This window comes from Kribbella sp. NPDC051770, assembly GCF_040681455.1.
GTDB lineage: Bacteria > Actinomycetota > Actinomycetes > Propionibacteriales > Kribbellaceae > Kribbella.
The window spans coordinates 475,767-492,308 of sequence record NZ_JBFAYT010000005.1; the positions used below are offsets into that span (position 1 = coordinate 475,767).

At 71.0% G+C, this 16,542-nt stretch carries 14 protein-coding genes; 8 read left to right on the forward strand and 6 right to left on the reverse strand.

Annotated features, from left to right (window positions below; translation table 11 throughout):
- The first annotated feature begins 4 nt into the window (after positions 1-4).
- The 3 genes from AB0M01_RS19925 to AB0M01_RS19935 all read left to right on the forward strand — a co-directional run bounded on the left by AB0M01_RS19925 (position 5) and on the right by AB0M01_RS19935 (position 3,304).
- On the forward strand, positions 5-1,249 hold the full coding sequence (locus tag AB0M01_RS19925; RefSeq protein WP_363671437.1) for a hypothetical protein: 1,245 nt from the start codon (positions 5-7) through the stop codon (positions 1,247-1,249).
- 141 nt (positions 1,250-1,390) lie between these two features.
- Positions 1,391-2,599 carry a DUF222 domain-containing protein gene (locus tag AB0M01_RS19930; RefSeq protein WP_363671439.1) on the forward strand — a complete coding sequence of 403 codons (1,209 nt, stop codon included), beginning with the start codon at positions 1,391-1,393 and terminating at the stop codon, positions 2,597-2,599.
- A gap of 372 nt (positions 2,600-2,971) precedes the next feature.
- Positions 2,972-3,304 (forward strand): pyrophosphatase, encoded by a 333-nt coding sequence (locus AB0M01_RS19935; RefSeq protein ID WP_363671441.1) that lies wholly within the window; start codon positions 2,972-2,974, stop codon positions 3,302-3,304.
- Here the strand turns inward: AB0M01_RS19935 and AB0M01_RS19940 are convergent.
- Genes AB0M01_RS19940 through AB0M01_RS19955 form a run of 4 tightly spaced genes read right to left on the reverse strand, consistent with a single transcriptional unit; the run spans position 3,261 to position 6,505 of the window.
- Positions 3,261-3,620, reverse strand: a complete 360-nt coding sequence (locus tag AB0M01_RS19940) for a hypothetical protein (protein WP_363671443.1) — start codon at positions 3,618-3,620, stop codon at positions 3,261-3,263. The two genes, AB0M01_RS19935 and AB0M01_RS19940, sit on opposite strands and share 44 nt — an antisense overlap.
- 49 nt (positions 3,621-3,669) lie before the next feature.
- Complete coding sequence (locus AB0M01_RS19945) at positions 3,670-5,229, reverse strand: DUF6297 family protein (protein ID WP_363671445.1); 1,560 nt, start codon at positions 5,227-5,229, stop codon at positions 3,670-3,672.
- On the reverse strand, positions 5,226-5,867 hold the full coding sequence (locus AB0M01_RS19950) for an ABC transporter ATP-binding protein (protein ID WP_363671447.1): 642 nt from the start codon (positions 5,865-5,867) through the stop codon (positions 5,226-5,228). The genes AB0M01_RS19945 and AB0M01_RS19950 overlap by 4 nt, the downstream gene beginning before the upstream one ends.
- A complete protein-coding gene (locus tag AB0M01_RS19955; protein ID WP_363671449.1) occupies positions 5,864-6,505 on the reverse strand; it encodes a class I SAM-dependent methyltransferase in 642 nt (213 codons plus the stop codon). The genes AB0M01_RS19950 and AB0M01_RS19955 overlap by 4 nt, the downstream gene beginning before the upstream one ends.
- A 94-nt stretch (positions 6,506-6,599) precedes the next feature.
- Between AB0M01_RS19955 and AB0M01_RS19960 the strand changes: the two genes are divergently transcribed.
- From AB0M01_RS19960 to AB0M01_RS19980, 5 genes are all read left to right on the forward strand, one after another.
- Positions 6,600-7,580 carry a carbohydrate kinase family protein gene (locus AB0M01_RS19960; protein ID WP_363671451.1) on the forward strand — a complete coding sequence of 327 codons (981 nt, stop codon included), beginning with the start codon at positions 6,600-6,602 and terminating at the stop codon, positions 7,578-7,580.
- 98 nt (positions 7,581-7,678) lie between these two features.
- On the forward strand, positions 7,679-8,695 hold the full coding sequence (locus tag AB0M01_RS19965; protein WP_363671453.1) for a crosslink repair DNA glycosylase YcaQ family protein: 1,017 nt from the start codon (positions 7,679-7,681) through the stop codon (positions 8,693-8,695).
- A gap of 57 nt (positions 8,696-8,752) precedes the next feature.
- Complete coding sequence (locus AB0M01_RS19970) at positions 8,753-9,616, forward strand: aldo/keto reductase (protein ID WP_363671455.1); 864 nt, start codon at positions 8,753-8,755, stop codon at positions 9,614-9,616.
- A gap of 30 nt (positions 9,617-9,646) precedes the next feature.
- Positions 9,647-10,222: a TetR/AcrR family transcriptional regulator gene (locus AB0M01_RS19975; protein ID WP_363671457.1), complete on the forward strand. Its 576-nt coding sequence runs from the start codon at positions 9,647-9,649 to the stop codon at positions 10,220-10,222.
- A gap of 85 nt (positions 10,223-10,307) precedes the next feature.
- Positions 10,308-12,521: a PQQ-binding-like beta-propeller repeat protein gene (locus AB0M01_RS19980; protein ID WP_363671459.1), complete on the forward strand. Its 2,214-nt coding sequence runs from the start codon at positions 10,308-10,310 to the stop codon at positions 12,519-12,521.
- On the opposite strand, the gene AB0M01_RS19985 is transcribed toward AB0M01_RS19980, so the two are convergent.
- Together AB0M01_RS19985 and AB0M01_RS19990 are read right to left on the reverse strand one after the other, a co-directional pair.
- Positions 12,518-15,046 carry a polynucleotide kinase-phosphatase gene (locus AB0M01_RS19985; protein WP_363671461.1) on the reverse strand — a complete coding sequence of 843 codons (2,529 nt, stop codon included), beginning with the start codon at positions 15,044-15,046 and terminating at the stop codon, positions 12,518-12,520. The two genes, AB0M01_RS19980 and AB0M01_RS19985, sit on opposite strands and share 4 nt — an antisense overlap.
- Positions 15,046-16,461: a 3' terminal RNA ribose 2'-O-methyltransferase Hen1 gene (locus tag AB0M01_RS19990; protein ID WP_363671463.1), complete on the reverse strand. Its 1,416-nt coding sequence runs from the start codon at positions 16,459-16,461 to the stop codon at positions 15,046-15,048. The genes AB0M01_RS19985 and AB0M01_RS19990 overlap by 1 nt, the downstream gene beginning before the upstream one ends.
- Between the last annotated feature and the right edge of the window lie 81 nt (positions 16,462-16,542).

The following is a 16,542-nucleotide window of genomic DNA, read 5'->3' on the forward strand; positions in this document are numbered from 1 at the left end:
GACCATGAAGAAGAAGCTTCTGGGGATCGCCGTCACGTCCGTCCTGCTCACCGTCGGGATGACCGGAACGGCTCACGCCGCTGTCGCCGCGCCGACCTGGGTGACCGCGAACAGCAACTCGACCGGCGACCAGGACGTCGCCGCGATCGCCACCAACCGGACCGGGTACGTCGCCGTGGTCTGGGAGGACGACCGCGACACCACCGCGCCCGAGGACAACGCGCACAGCGAGATCTACCTGCGCCTGTTCCGCAACGGCACAGCCGTGTATGAGAAGAAGCTGTCGGCCGCGGGCAGCAGTGGCGTCACCAACTGGCGGCACCTGACGCCGGACGTCGGGCTCGATGACAAGGGCAACGCCGTCGTGGTCTGGGCCGACGACCCGGACGGCAACGGCTACTACAACATCCCGTACCGGGTCGTGAACACCGCCGGGACGGTCACCGCGTCGGGCAGCGCGAACAGCAACTCCGACGGCCAGCAGATCAAGCCGCGCGTCGCCGTCGACCCGGACGGCGCACCGTCGACCGCCGCGGTCGCGTTCACCGTCGCGTGGGAGGACATCCAGACCGGTACGCCGGCCACCATCAAGGCCGCCGGGTTCACCGGTCCGACCACCCGTGCCTGGGAGGTGACCGCCTCGGCGACGACCGGTCAGCACCACAACCCCGACGTCGCGGTCTCGGCCTCGGGTGACGCGCTCGTGGTCTGGGACGACGACGCCGACGCCAACGCGTCGTACGACGTCGGCCTGGTCCGGCTCGCGCGCACCAACGGCGCGGTCAACCTGTCCCGCCGTACGGCGAACGCCACGCTCACCGGCGAGCAGACCCGCGCGTCGGTCGCGGCGAACTTCAACGGCGACTTCGCGGTCGCCTGGCAGTCCGGTACGACGACCGCGACGCGCTCCTTCACCCCGACCGGCACCGCCCGGCACGCCGATCTCCAGGTCGCGACCGCCGCGACGCTACCGTCGATCGGCATCGACGACCAGGCGAGCACGGTCGTCGGCTGGACCACCCAGGCCGCCGATCTCGACGTCTGGGTTCGCGGCTTCGGCCCCGACGGCTCGAGCACCGGGCGCCTGGACGCCCAGCGCCTCAGCCAGCTCACCGACGGCCGCCAGGAGCAGCTCGCCGTGGCGGTCTCACCCTGGTCCGAGGTCGCGGTCGCCTACACCGACGACAACGACGGCAACACCTTCGACCAGATCATCCTCGGCCACTCGTTCGCCAACAACAGCTGGTGATCGACAGTGTCCTGGGCCGGGATGCCGGCCCAGGACACTGCTGCGGGCGGCCGAGTCGGGCGAACCTGAAGATTCGCTGAATCCTTTGCCAGTAAGGCGATCTGAGCAAAAACCGTCGTCGGCTTGCTGCAGACTTGGTGCATGACAGAGTGCGACGAGCGGCCGATCTGGTCGATGAGCGGCAGCGAGATGCTGTCCGCTCTCGACACGGTTCAGGCTGACCTCGCACGCCTGCAGACCCGCCGGCTCGAGCTGCTCGCAGCCCTCGACGCCAACGGCCACGCGGCGGAGCTCGGCGCCCACGACACGGTCGAGCTCATCGCGCTGCGGCACCGCCTGGACGCCACCGAGGTCCGCCGCGACCTGCGCCTCGCGACCGCCCTCCCGAAGTACGCGGACGTCCAAGCAGGCTTGGCCTCCACGGACCTGCACCCGTCGCAGGCCGAGGCGATCGTCACAGCTCTCGAGCGGATTCCTGCCACCGCGCAGGTTCCCATCGAGAGCCTGCGCGTCGCCGAGGTCGAGATGGTCCGCTCCGCACGGTTCCTCAGCCCCGCCGACCTCCGCAGACTCGGCAAGCACGTCCGCGACCGACTGGACACCGACGGCATCGAACCGGCCGAAGCCCGCGCCCTGGCCGCCGAAACCCTCTGGCTGAAGCGCGGCGAACTCGGCGTCGAGTTCAGCGGCTACCTGGCCGGCGACCACGCCGAACTGTTCCAAACCCTGATCTTCGCCGGCGCCCGCCCCCACCGCACCGGCGACGGCGAACGCGACCCCCGCAGCCGAGGCAAACGCCAGGCCGACGCCCTCACCCAAATCCTCACCGCCGCCGCAGCCACCGGCTCAGCAGCTCCCGCCCACGGCGCCGTCAAGCCCCACCTAACCGTCACCATCGACCTCAAAGACCTCAAGTCCGCCACCGCCACCGCCACCGGCACCGGTCCCGGCACCCTCGACTCCGGCGCCACCCTGTCGGCCGCTGCGGTCCGCCGCATCGCCTGCGACGCCGGCGTTATCCCGATGGTCCTCGGCAGCGCGTCCGAACCCCTCGACGTCGGCACCGCACACCGCTTCGTCACCCCCGCCATCCGTCAGGCCCTCAACACCCGAGACAACGGCTGCATCATCTGCACCGCCCCCGCGGCGATGTGCGAAGCCCACCACATCGTCCACTGGGCCGACGGAGGCCCCACCGCCCTCACCAACCTCGCCCTGCTGTGCAAAACCCACCACATCGCCGTCCACCAAGGCCACTGGACCCTCACCTACCGCAACGGCCGCCCCCACCACACCCGCCCCGGATGGTCCACCAAGCCCGCCAAGGACCCACCCCCAGCCGCCGCCTGACCACCCACCTAACCCGAGCCAATCCCCGGGCGGGCACGCCATCGTGCCCGCCCAGGCTCGACCTCGTACAGCAACTCGCGACCGCGCCCTCGACTCTCGTTGTCTGTCGGGCCGTAGCTGTCGGTGGCGCAGGTCCGCGGGGAGCGTGGTCCCAGACGGCGTAGTTCTGGTACGCGCAAGTAGCCGCCGAGTGGTGACGCGCCGGCTGGGGTGTGGGCGTCGGGCTGGCGCTGAATCCCCAACGCCCGCACGCTGCTCAAGGGGGCTCGACGTGGCGACCGGCCTGCGGTTTCGTTGTCCGTGTCGCTGCCGGCTGGACTCCGCGGACATCACCACCCCGAGCTGTCCCTGCCGTCTGCTTGGCTGGGCCCCGTGGATATCACCGAACTGAGTGAGCGGGCCGAGCGCATCTCGGCCCGCTATGCCGAGTACCTCGGCATCGAGCGTGACGGCGACTGGTTCCTGCTCAAGTTGCAGGAGGAGGTCGGCGAGCTCACCCAGGCCTACCTGCAGAAGACCTGCCGGGCCCGCGCCAAGGGCGCGACCGCCGAGGAGATTCGGGAGACCTTCGAGCTCGAGTTCGCCGACGTGCTGTGTCAGCTGCTGCTGCTCGCGCGGCACCACGAGGTCGACGTACCGGCGGCCGTCGAACGCAAGTGGCTCATCCGCGAGGCGCAGCTGAACGCCCCGGGTTCGCGTTCTTGACCAGCATCACGAGCACCGGGATCGGAGCCAGCGCGATCAGGACGGCGATCGGGATGCCGAGCCAAGCCGGCATCGACCAGCCGCCCGGGGCGTAGTAGTTCACCGCGACCGTGACGAACAGGTAGCCGAACGGCCAGACCAGCGTGCCGAGCCACTTCTCCTTACTGGTCCAGCGATCCGACTTCCAGAGCAGGATCACGCCCGCGACCCAACCTGCGAAGAGCAGGAACCCGCCGAACGGGATCAGCAGCAACGCAGCGACGTCGCGGCTCCGGTACCGCGGGACGAAGTTTCTGCTCGCATCCTGCACGGCCATCGTGACTCCCCGTGGATAGTGGTCTAGCGCAGTGTAGCCACGGGGAGTGTTAGGTCGTCTTCGGTGGGACCGAGAACATGATCGCGAGCACGATGCCCGGGATCACGAACGACCAGAGTGGCGGCCAGCCGAAGAGCACGGGGAGCAGGCAGAGCAGGAGGAGGTCGAAGCCGCGGATCGGTTGCGAGAACAGGCCCGGCGGGATCGCGCCCATCGGGGAGGCGACCAGTGGACCGGCGTACGACGGTGGGCGGGCTGAGGCCTGGCGGACGACGCCGGTGAGGATGCCGGCGGCGACTGCGAAGCCGGTCGCCGCGTCGCCGAGGGCAGGGCCGGCTGCGAGCACCCAGAGGAGCACGAAACCGCCCGGTACGACGGACATCGCGACCCGCAGCTCGCGCAGATCCATCCCGAGCGCGCGCACCAGACCGGTCGACCGGCAGACCGAGCGGAGCCCGTCCATCAACGGGCGCACCGCGACGAAACCCGCGAAACCGGCGGCGATCGGGACGAGCACGTCGTAGCCGGTGCCAGCGACGGCGTACGGGACGACGAGCAGGCCCGCGCCGACGATCAGGCGGCGCGGCCAGCGCAGCACGCGGCGGAACTCGCGGTGGATGATCGCCTGCACGCGCTCACCGCGACCGCGCCGGGACTTCAGGCGTCCGACGGTGCGCCAGTGGCGCCCGGCAACGACGTCGGCGAGCAGGCTGACGTCCATGGTGATCGCGGCGCCGGCCATCCCGGCGAGCAGCTCACCGCCGGCTACGACGCTCTGCTTGGGCAACCGCCGCAAGGATCGAGCCGTTGTCACCACCGCTGCCAGCACGACCACCAAACAGATCGCACCGATGGTGAGCACACGCTGCTGCTGCAGAGACAGCCCACTCGTCTCGCCGCCGCCCCCGTACGCGATCCCAACCAGCGGTTCGGACTCCCAATACAACGCGTTCTGCTTGGCGTCCACCGCGAGCACGATCGCCGGAATCACCGCGAGCACCAGAAACGCGTCGGCCACCCGCAGCGTCCACTTCGTCGCGGTCGCCGACTGTTGAGCCCACACCGTCGCGCAGGCGACACACACCAGCAGCGCCGTCGACACCAGCGTCGCTTCCACGACGAACCACAGCGACGCCCCGAACACCGCGAACCCGACGATCGCGAACAACGCACCCAGCACCGCGGCGACGACGAGCACCAACCGGTACGCCGGACGCAGCACCTGCCCGCGATCGACCGGTGTCGCCAGCAACCAGAATCCCGTCGCCTGCGACCCGGAGACAGGTCCCACGCTGAGCAGGACCCGCAGCGTCCCGGCCACCAGAAGAGGAAGGAGGATGAGAGGGACGTAGCCGAGGACGGACTGGCAGGTGTAGGAGTCGCACGACGCCGAGCTCTCGTTCAGGTGCCGTACGACGTTCCCGCCCGTCGCGCCCAGCATCGCCAGTGCGAAGACCACCAGGTAGATGTCCTCGAACTGCTGCCAGATCGTCCGGTCGGCCTTGCCGCGCCGCACCTTGCGCATCCAGCGGCGCAGCTCCGCCGACCGCGGGATGGCGCCGAAGTCGGCCGGGTCGAACACCACCGGGCCGTCGGAGGTGGCGCTCATGGCAGCGGGGTGAGCTCGACGCGGTCGTCGGCGACGGCCTCCACCAGACCCGGGTCGTGACTCGCGAACACCACCGACGTTCCCGCCTTCTTCTCCTCGATCAGCCGTTCCGCCAGCCACCCCACGCCGGCCGTGTCCAGCCGCTGCTCCGGCTCGTCGAGCACGAGCAGCTTCCGCGGCCGGACCAGCGTCGTCGCCAGCGCGAGGCGCCGGCGCTGACCCGACGACAGCGAGCCGGGCAGCTGATCGGCCGCCGCGAGCAGCCCGACGTCGTCGAGCAGCGTGTCGACCAGGTCCTCGGGCTCCGGGTTGCCGTGCGCGCGGGCGAGCAGGTCGAGGTGCTCGGCCGCGGTCAGGTCCGGGAAGAAGTCCAGGTCGTCGAGCAGCGCGGCGACGTCGCGCCGGACCGCCTCCGCCCGCTCGTCGATCGGTACGCCGTCCAGCAGAATCTTGCCCGCCGCCGGTTCGTGCGCGCCGACTATGCAGCGCAGCACGGTGGTCTTGCCGGCGCCGTTCGGGCCGACCAGCGCGACCGCGCGGCCGGGAGCGAGGCTGAAGGTCAGGTCCTCGATCACCGGCCGGTCGGCGTACAGGTGCCGCAGGCCTGTCACGGCGAGCCGGGGTGCCGCTTTCGTCATCGCTTGCGGACCAGCGTCAGCCCGTCGCCGATGCCGAGCATGACCACGTCGACGCGGTCGTCGTTCGCGACGTGCGCGTTGAACTCCTTGCGATCGACCGGGTCCTCGTCGTGCAGCCCGACCACGCGGCCGCCGGCCAGCGTGTTGTCGAACAGCAGCAGCCCGTTGGTCCGCACCCGCGGCACCAGGTGCTCGAAGTACTCGATGTAGGCGGGCTTGTCGGCGTCGACGAAGGCCAGGTCGAACTCGCCGTCGAGCTGGGCGGCGGACTCGTGCGCGTCGCCGATCCGCAGCTCGATCTTGTCCGCGACGCCGGCGCGCTCCCAGTACGGGCGGCCGATCGAGGTCCACTCGTCGCTGACGTCGAGGCAGATCAGCCGGCCGTCCTCGGGCAGGCCGCGGGCGATCGCGAGCGCCGAGAAGCCGGTGAAGGTGCCGATCTCGACCGCGCGCTTCGCCGAGATCAGCCGGGTCAGCGTGGTCAGCAGAGCGGCCTGGTCGGCCGTCGTCAGCATCACCGCGGCCGAGCCGAGCTTCTGCGTCTCCGCGACCAGCTCGGTGGCGATCTCGTCAAGCGGCATCCCGTGCGCCACCATGTAGTCGTGCAGCTGGTCGGTCACCTGGACCTGGTTGCCCATCCGTTTCCGCCGTTTCGTCGTCGTGTTCGGTCGCCTGTAGTCTCTACGGGTTGTCCGACCGCTCGACACCGACCCCTTCTAGGAGTGCCCCAGCATGCAGATCGCCGTCGCCGGATCGATCGCGACCGACATCCTGATGACGTTCCCCGGACGCTTCAAGGACCAGTTCGTCGGTGAGCAGATGCACAAGGTGTCGTTGTCGTTCCTGGTCGACGAGCTGGTCGTGCACCGCGGCGGTGTCGGCGCCAACATCTGCTACGGGATGGCCCAGCTCGGCCGCCCGTCGCTGCTGGTCGGCTCGGTCGGGGCCGACTTCACCGAGTACGGCGCGGCGCTGACCGCGGCCGGTGTCGACGTCTCGCACGTCCGGATCTGCGAGAACGTGCACACCGCCCGCTTCACCTGTACGACGGACCTGGACGCGAACCAGATCGCCTCCTTCTACACCGGCGCGATGGCCGAGGCCCGCGAGATCGACCTGGCCGACATCCACGCCAAGACCGGCGGCATCGACCTGGTCCTGGTCGGTGCCGACGACCCGGACGGCATGCTGAAGCACACCCGGCTGGCCCGCGAGAACGGCATCGCCGTCGCGGCCGACCCGTCGCAGCAGCTGGCCCGGATGGACGGCGAGCAGATCCGCGAGCTGATCGACGGCGCGACGTACCTGTTCAGCAACGAGTACGAGTCCGGCCTGATGGCGCAGAAGACCGGCTGGAGCCAGGACGAGATCCTCAGCCGGGTCGGCGTCCGGGTCACCACCCACGGCGGCGACGGCGTCGTGATCGAGAACGCCGACGGCGTGCTCGCGAAGATCCCCGCGGTCCCGGCCCCCGGCCTGGTCGACCCGACCGGCGGCGGCGACGCCTTCCGCGCCGGCTACCTGACCGGCCGCGCGGCCGGCCTGGACCACGAGCTCGCCGCGCAGATCGGCTGCACGCTGGCGACCACGGTCCTGGAGACGGTCGGCACCCAGGAGTACACGCTCGACCGCGCCGCGTTCCTGAAGCGGCTCGCGTCGGCGTACGGCGAAGAGGCCGCCGAGGCGGCTGCCAAGGCGCTCGGCCTCAACTGAGCATCACCCACGAGCAGGCGGTCGCGTACCGCCTGCTCGTCAACCACCTGACCACGCGGCTGCCGGCCGGCTCGTACGAGCAGGCGGCGTACGCCGGGTTGCAGGACACGGCGCCGCGCGACGCGCTGCTGGGATTGCATGCTCGGGTCGCTGACTGCGAGCCGACGGCGTGGGAAGACCCGGCGCTGATGCAGACGTACGGCCCGAGGGGTGCGGTGTACGTGCTGCCGGCGAAGGACTTCGGGGTGTTCACGATCGGCCGTCTGCCGGACGAATCGCAGCAGCTGGAGGACGCCGCGGAGGCGATCTGTCAGCTGCTCGCGGGGCGCGAGGTGCGTGCGCCGGAGCTGATCGAGCTTCGTCGAGCCCACTGGCGCCAGGCGCAGGAGCAGCCGCGGCGGCCTGGTCGCGAGCTGGAGGATCTTCGGCCCGCGTGTGCGACCGGGCGGATCGCGCTGCGGTGGACGACCAGCGCGCTCTGGGTGCGCGAGGTTCCGCGGCCGCAGGTCGATCCGGTCGAGGCTCGGCGCGAGTTGCTGCGGCGGCACCTGCACCGGTTTGCGCCGACCACCCCGCAGGCGTTCGCGTGGTGGGCCGGGCTCTCGGCGCCCACCGCTCGGCAGACCTGGAAGCTGCTGGCCGACGAACTGGTCGAGGTCGACCTGGAGGGCACCCGCGCGTGGGTCCATCAAGCGGACGAACCCGCCTTCTCCGGGCGCGACGGGGCCGGAGGGCCCCTCGCCGTCGGCGGCGACGGCAGCGGCAGCGGCGGCAGCGGCGGCAGCGGCGGCAGCGGCGGCAGCGAGACCGGCGTACCGAAGCCCCTCGGCGTACGGATGCTGGTCGAGCCCGATCTGCGGCTGCTCGGACGGGACAAGACCGGCCTCTTCGTCGGCCCCGGCAAACGTCCGCTCACCCCCGCCTCCGACACCTTCCACCCCAACGGTGTCCTGCTCGACGGCCGGATCGTCGGCGCCTGGGGCCGCAGGGGCGCCCGCGTGAACGTGAAACTGTCCGAACGACTCACCAGAACCCAGCGCGACGACCTCGCCGCCGAGGCCGAGAGCTTCCCCATCCCCGGCGCCGGCAAGATTTCCCTGCAGATCGCGGAATGAACGCGGCACCCGCCCGGTTAACTGAACTGTACGTTCAGTTCACTCCAGGGAGTTGTGATGTCTGAAGCAGTAGCGGCCGCGTCGGGTGAGTTCACCATCGGCGGCGATCTGACGGTACGGCGACTCGGGTACGGCACGATGCAGTTGCCGGGCCCCGGCGTCTGGGGCGAATCGAAGGACCCCGCCGAGGCCGTCCGGGTGCTCAGGCGTGCGGTCGAGCTCGGCGTGAACTTCATCGACACGGCCGATGCCTACGGGCCGTTCACCGCGGACCTGCTGCTCAAGGAGGCCCTGCACCCGTACGCCGACGACCTGGTGATCGCCACCAAGGCCGGCTTCGCGCGGACCGGGCCGGGGCAGTGGACGCCGATCGGTCTCCCGGCGTTCCTGCGCCAGCAGGTCGAGCTGAGCCTGCGGCACCTCGGCCTGGAGCGGATCGACCTGCTCCAGCTGCACCGGATCGACCCCACGGTCCCGGTCGCCGACCAGGTCGGTGAGCTGGCTGCGCTGCAGCAGGAGGGCAAGATCCGGCACATCGGCCTGTCCCAGGTCAGCGTCGAGCAGATCGAGGAGGCGAGCAAGACGGCCCGGATCGTCTCGGTGCAGAACCTCTACAACCTCGCCCAGCGCGACGACGAGCCCGTCCTCGAGTACGCCGAGCAGAACGGTCTCGGCTTCATCCCGTGGTTCCCGCTCGCCACCGGCGGTCTGGCCCGCCCGGGCGGTCCGCTCGACCAGATCGCCAAGGACCACGACGCGTCGCCGTCCCAGCTCGCGCTGGCCTGGCTGCTGAAGCGCTCCCCCAACATCCTCCCGATCCCCGGCACCTCCTCGGTCGCCCACGTCGAGGACAACATCTCCGCGGCGAAGCTCCAGCTGACCGACGCGGAGTTCGACCGTCTCACCGAGGCCGTCGGCTGATGAGCACGGTCGCGACCGGCACGGACCGCCATGCCTGACAAGGCGACGCACCCGCGCAGCCTCAGGGCGCAGGACTCGGTGCTCTGCGCCACCAAGGAGCTGCTCGCCGAGGGCGGTCCGGCCGCCGCGACCGTGGACGCGATCTCGGCGCGGTCCGGGGTGAGCAAGGCGACCATCTACAAGCACTGGCCGTCCCGGACCGCGATCGCGGCCGAGGCGTTCGGCCGCGAGATGGCCGCCGCGATCCCCTTGCCGGACACAGGTTCGGCGAGGGGTGACCTGGCCGAGCAGGTCCGCCGCGTGAGCCGCTTCTACGCCGGCCCGCACGGCCGCGTGTTCGCCCAGTTGCTGGCGGCATCGGTGACCGACCCGCAGGCGGCGCCGTACATCCGGGAGTACTTCCTGGACGCGCGGCGCGCCGCGGTCAGCGAGCTGTGGCAGCGCGCGGTCGACCGCGGCGAGGTGAAGCCGGGCATCAGCGCGGCGACCGCGATCGACGTCCTGTTCGGCCCGCTGATCTTCCGGCTGCTCACCGGGCACGCGCCGCTGACCGCCGAGGAGGCCGACCAGCTCTCCGCGGCGGCGCTGGACGGACTTCTGCGGTAGTTTCCCTGAATCGTCAGGGACTGCTGGGCCAACACTCGGCCCAGCCCGTTGACATCGATTTCCCGCGGGCGCAGGGTCGAGATTCGTGCGTACAAACCTGACTCCCGATCCCAGCCGCCGCCGGTTCCTCGGTCTGGCCGGTCTGGGCCTGGCCGGTGGAGCCCTGCTCCCGGCCGCCACCGCCGCCGCGACCCCGCTCAGCACCGGTTCGCCGTACGGCGTCGACCGCAGCACCTGGCCGGCGTACGGCACCGAGAACACCACCTCGCTGAGGTTCGCGGTGATCACCGACACCCACGCCGACGTCGTGCTGCCGGACCGGTCCAAGGACCTGAACCGGATGCTGACCGTTGCCCAGGGCATGCACCCGGACTTCGTCCTGCACTGCGGCGACATCACCGACTACGGCGTCGACGACGAGTTCGCGATGTACCGCTCGTCGATCCCGGCCGGGCTGTGGGACCGGATCCAGCACGTCCCCGGCAACCACGAGTCGCGCTGGAGCCCGGACGCGTTCGAGACCTACCGCCGGTACTTCGGCCCCGAGTGGTCGTCGTTCGAGCTGCACGGGCTGCGCGTGGTCGGGATGGCGCCGATGCAGATGCTGGAGGAGCCCGGGCTGTTCGGGGCCGACGGCCTCGACCACGTCTCCCGGGCGCTGCGCGGCCGGGAGCTGCCGACCGCGATGTTCCTGCACTACCCGCTGGGCGCCGACAACTACTACGTGAACGACACCGAGGACTTCCTGGACCGGATCGCCGGGCACCGGGTCCGGGCGATCTTCGCCGGCCACATCCACCGCCAGCAGGTCGCCGCGTTCAACGGCCTCACCCAGGTCGCGATGCGCAACACGTTCGCGATCCCGAGCTTCTACTGGGTCGAGCGCTCGCCGGACGGCAGCCGCCTCGACGTCACCGAGGTCGCCGTACCGGCCACCGGTACGCCGACGTCGACCGCGGTCACCACGATCCCGCTCGGCCGGACCGGGCCGGGCGAGGCGCTGGAGCCGCACCACGCCGACCTCCGCACGACCCGCGAGGCGATCACGGTGTCGGCGGCGTTCAAGACCGCGCCCGCGCAGGTGATCGCGCAGGTGTATCCGCAGAACGTGTTCAGCGGGAGCAACGCCGGGACCTGGGTACCGCTCGTGAAAGGCAAGGGCAACACCTGGCAGGGCGAGCTGAACGCGACCGCGCTGCCGCTCGGCGAGCACCGGGTGCAACTCCGGGCCATCGGCAACGACGGCGCGGCGTACGACCGCACGCTCAGCACGAAGCTCACCGCCAAGAAGGCACCGAGCGTCGCCTGGACCAAAGAACTGAACGGTGCGATTCAGGGCGCTCTTCTCCCCATCCCGGATGGCTTCGTCGCCGCGACCGCCGCCGGTGAAGTGCAAGCCTTCTCCACCAAGGGCACGCGCCGCTGGCACCACACCATCGGCGCAGTCCACCGCGCCCCCGCCCTGATGGACCGCACCGTCCTCGTCCCCTCCGCCGACCACCGCCTCTACGCCTTCGACGCCGCGAAGGGTTCGACCAGCTGGTCCACCAACCTGCACGCTCCGGTCCTCTCCAGCCCGCTCGTCACCAAGGTCGACGGTCAGCACCGCATCCTCGTCACCGCCGGTGGCCGCCTGTACTGCCTCGACGCACGCGGCCGCGTGCTCTGGTCGGCCAACCTCAACGGCCTGTTCGCCGGCCAGGTCGCCTGCGACGGCACCCGCGTCTTCGCGGGCGGCGGTGACGGCAAGGCGCACGCCTTCGACGCCCGAACCGGCGCCGAGCTCTGGGCGGTGTCGATCACCAACAAGACCACGCCGTACCAGCAGATGATCTACGGCGCGTGGAGCGGCGAGGTCGAGCTGCTGCCGGATGGCTCGCCGCTGATCGCCACGGTGTCCAGCGCGATGTCGCTCGACCCGACGACCGGCGCCACCAAGTGGACGCGCAACGGCAGCTACATCTACACGCCGTCGCACCTCACGGCGTACGGGCTGCTGCTGATCGACGAGCAAGGCAATGTCGTGATGGCCGACCCGGCGAACGGCGCCACCCGGTGGACGATCCGGCCGCTGCTCCGCGCCTTCGAGTCCGGGCCGGCGATCTCGCGCGACGGCAGAACCGCGTGGCTGGTCGGCACCACCGGCCTGCTCACCCGCATCGACCTCGCGAACGGCACGGCCGAGCCGATCCTCCAGGTCAGCACGGCGAACACGTTCTCCACGCCGGTCCTGGTCGCCGACCACACGCTGGTGATCGGCTTCCAGGACGGCGTACTGCGTGCGGTGACCGGCCTTTAGAGCCGCGGGTCGACGGGCTCGGACTCGAGCGCCAGTACGGCGAACACGCACTCGTGGACCCGCCACAGCGGTTCGCCCCGGGCGGCGCGTTCCAGCGACTCGAGGCCGAGCGCGTACTCGCGGAGCGCGAGCGAGCGCTTGTGGCCGAGGTTCCGGTTCCGGAGCCGCTCGAAGTTGGCCGGTGCGGTGTAGTCGGGGCCGTAGATGATCCGCAGGTACTCCTGCCCGCGGACCTTCAGCCCCGGCTGCGCCAGGCCCTTGCCGGTGCGGACCAGGTTCGCGGCCGGCTTGACCACCATCCCCTCGCCGCCCGCGCCTGTCAGCTCCTCCCACCACGCGATGCCGTCGGCCCACGAGTCGGCGTCGACGAACAGCCGCCGCGTTGCCGTGATCAACGACGGGCCCGCGGCAACCATCCGGTCCGCGATCCCGAGGTGCCAGGCGTGCGGCCGGTCGTGGTACGTCGCCCCCTCCGACGCCAGCACCTGGAACGGTGCCACCCGGACCCCGTCCAGCCCGTCGGTCGGCCAGCAGTACCGCCGGTACGCCGCACTGAACAGCTCCGCGTTCGCCGACCGGTCGCGGGTCCGCTGCAGCAGCTCGCTCACGTCGAGCCCGGCCGCCGCAGCGGTCTCCAGCGCAGCAGTTGCTACCGGCAACGAGGACCGAGCGGCCGCGCCGACGGCGGCGTACTGGTTGCGGAGCAGGTCGCCCGCCTTCGCGCTCCACGGCAGCAGCTCGGCGTCGAGCAGCAACCACGAGGTGTCCAGCTCGTCGAAGAGTCCGGCCTGCTCGACCACCGAACGCAGCCCGAGCAGCAGCTCGTCGCTCAGGTCCGGCTTGAAGAACGCCCGGCCGGTCCGCGTGTGCACCGCACCGCGCCCAGCCAGACCGAACCGCTTCTCGGCGACGTCGTCGTCGCGGGTCACCAGCACGACCGCGCGCGACCGCATGTGCTTCTCCTCGCACACGAGCTCGGTGACGCCCTGCTGCTGGTACGCCTCGAACGCCTGCCGCGGGTGCTCCAGCAGCCCAGGCTCCGGCGAGGTCGCGACCGGGCTCATCGTCGGCGGCAGGTAGAGCAGGAACCGCGGGTCGATCGCGAACCGGCTCATCACCTCCAGCGCCGCCCCCGCCTGCTCGGCGCGGACGCTGAGCCGCCCGTGCGTCGCGGTCTCGATCACCCGGCGCCCGGTCACGTCGGTGATGTCGAGTACGTCGGGCTCGCGCGCCGGCGCGCTCGGCACGTGCAGCGGCTTGGCCGGCGCGTAGTACTGCTCAGCGGCCGGTACGGCGACCAGCTCGCGCTCCGGGTACCGCAGCGCGGTCAGCGCGCCGCCGAACACGACACCGGTGTCGAGGCAGATCGTGTTGTTGATCCACTCCGGCTCCGGGGTCGGGGTGTGCCCGTAGACGACCATCGCGCGGCCGCGGTAGTCCTGGGCCCACGGGTAGCGGACCGGCAGCCCGAACTCGTCGGTCTCGCCGGTCGTCTCGCCGTACAGGCAGAACGCGCGCACCCGGCCGGAGGCGCGACCGTGCATCCGCTCGACCAGGCCGGCGTGCGCGACGACGAGGTTGCCGCGGTCGAGCACGTAGTGCGAGACCAGCCCGTCGATGAAGCGCTCGACCTGCGCGCGGAACTCGTCGGTCTCGTGCGCCAGCTGCTCCAGCGACTCGGCGAGGCCGTGCGAGGTCTTCACGTTCTTTCCGCGGAGAGCCTTCAGCAGCTTGTCCTCGTGGTTCCCGGCCACGCAATAGGCATTGCCCGAAGCAACCATCCCCATGACCAGCCGCAGCACGCCGGGGGTGTCGGGCCCCCGGTCGACCAGGTCCCCGACGAACAGAACTCTTCTGTCGTCAGAAGAACGTGCATCAACCGCACGACCATCAGAATCTCTGATGATTGTGTAGTTCAGCTCACCAAGCAGTTCCTCCAGTTCCGCCCGGCACCCGTGGATGTCTCCGATCACGTCGAACGGCCCCACCTGATCCCTCAGGTCGTTGAACAGCCGGGTCCGCTCGATCGTCACCTCCTCGACCGCCTCCACGGTCTCCAGCACGTGCACCGTCCGGAACCCCTCCCGCCGCAGGCTCCGCAGCCCGCGCCGCAGCTGCGCGCGCTGCCGCCCGACGACCCGCGCGCCGAAGTCCCGGTCCGGCCGCTGCGCGTTCCGCTCCAGGCACACCTTCTCCGGCAGATCCAGCACGATCGCCACCGGCAGCACGTCGTGCTCGCGCGCCAGCGCGACCAGCTCGCGCCGCGCCTCCGGCTGCACGTTCGTCGCGTCGATCACGGTCAGCCGCCCGGCCGCGAGCCGCTTGCCCGCGATGAAGTGCAGCACCGCGAACGCGTCCTTGGTCGCCGCCTGGTCGTTCTCGTCGTCGGAGACCAGCCCGCGGCAGAAGTCGCTGGAGATCACCTCGGTGCCGAGGAAGTGCTTGCGCGCGAAGGTCGACTTGCCCGACCCGCTCGCCCCCACCAGCACGACCAGGCTGAGCGCCGGTACGCCGATCGTCGCCATCAGACGTTCTCCTTCCGGAACAGCGCGAGCTGGGTCGGCGGTCCGACCTCGGGGTCGTCCGGCCCGACCGCCCGGAACGTCACGGCGTACCCGTACTGCGCACAGACCTGCGCGGCCCACGCGTGGAACTCGGCCCGCGTCCACTCGAACCGGTGGTCGGGGTGCCGGAACTTGCCGGCCGCGAGCGTCTCGTAGCGCACGTTGTGCTCGGAGTTCGGCGTCGTGACGATCACCGCGCCCGGCCGCGCCGCCCCGAACACGGCCTGGGCCAGCGCCGGGAGCCGCGGCGGGTCGACGTGCTCGACGACCTCCATCAGCACCGCCGCGTCCAGCCCGCTCAGCCGCGCGTCGGCGTACGTCACCGAGGACTGGAACAGCCGCAGCCGTTCCCGCTGCCGGTCCGACATCTCGTCCACGTGCAGCCGCCGCTCGGCGAGCGTCAGCGAGCGCGCCGACACGTCGGTCGCCACGATCTCGTCGTACCGGCCGTCCTTGAGCAGCAGCCCGACCAGCTGCCCCTCGCCGCAGCCCAGGTCAGCCACCCGCCGCGCACCCAGCTCCTGCAGTACGCCGACCACCGCCTCGCGGCGCTGGACCGCCAGCGACACGCGCACCTCGGACTTCTCCTCCTCGGGCTCCACGACGTCCTCGTCGAGCGACAGCCCGTCGGCCTCGGTCAGGCGCTCCAGCGCGAGATCGGTCAGCTTCCGCCGGTGCGCGAGGTAGCGCCGACTGATCAGCTCCTTGTCCGGGTGCGTGCCGAGCCAGCCGTCACCCGCCTTGACCAGCTTGTCGATCTCGTCCGGGCCGACCCAGTAGTGCTTGGCGTCGTCGAGCACCGGCAGCAGCACGTAGAGGTGGTTCAGCGCGTCCGCCAGCCGCAGTACGCCGGTCAGCCGCAGGTCGACGTACCGCGAGTCGCCCCACTCGGGGATCTCCGGGTCAAGCGGCACCGGCCGCGCGTCGACCGTCCAGCCCAGCGGCGCGAACAGGCGCTCGGCCAGCGCGGCGCCGCCGCGGCACGGCAGCGCCGGGACGTGCAGCGCCAGCTCGATCGGCCGCGCCGCGAGGTCGGGCCGCGCGTCGCAGCGGCCGTTCATCGCGGTCCGGAACAGCTTCCCGAGCGCGACGGCGAGCAGGCTGGAGGCGGCGTACGGGCGGTCGTTGACGTACTGGCCGAGGGTGAAGCCCTCGGTGGCGCGGCCGCGGCCGGAGCGGACCAGCGCGATCGGGTCGATCTCGAGCAGCACCGCCGCCGTACAGGCTTCCTCGGTGGCCACCGGGTACAACACATGGGCTGTCCCGCTGGTGATCTCGACGGACTGCGGTCGCGCCGGGTTCTTGTGCAGCAGGAAGCCGAGCTCGGCCGCCGGGGCGCCGAGACCGCTGGACGTGGTGGCGATGGTCAGGAACACTCCGACATTCGATCACGACAGGCGTCCGCTGAGCGCGACCTTTTGTCCGCCATAACCGACCGCTCGGCGAGACACGCGGAC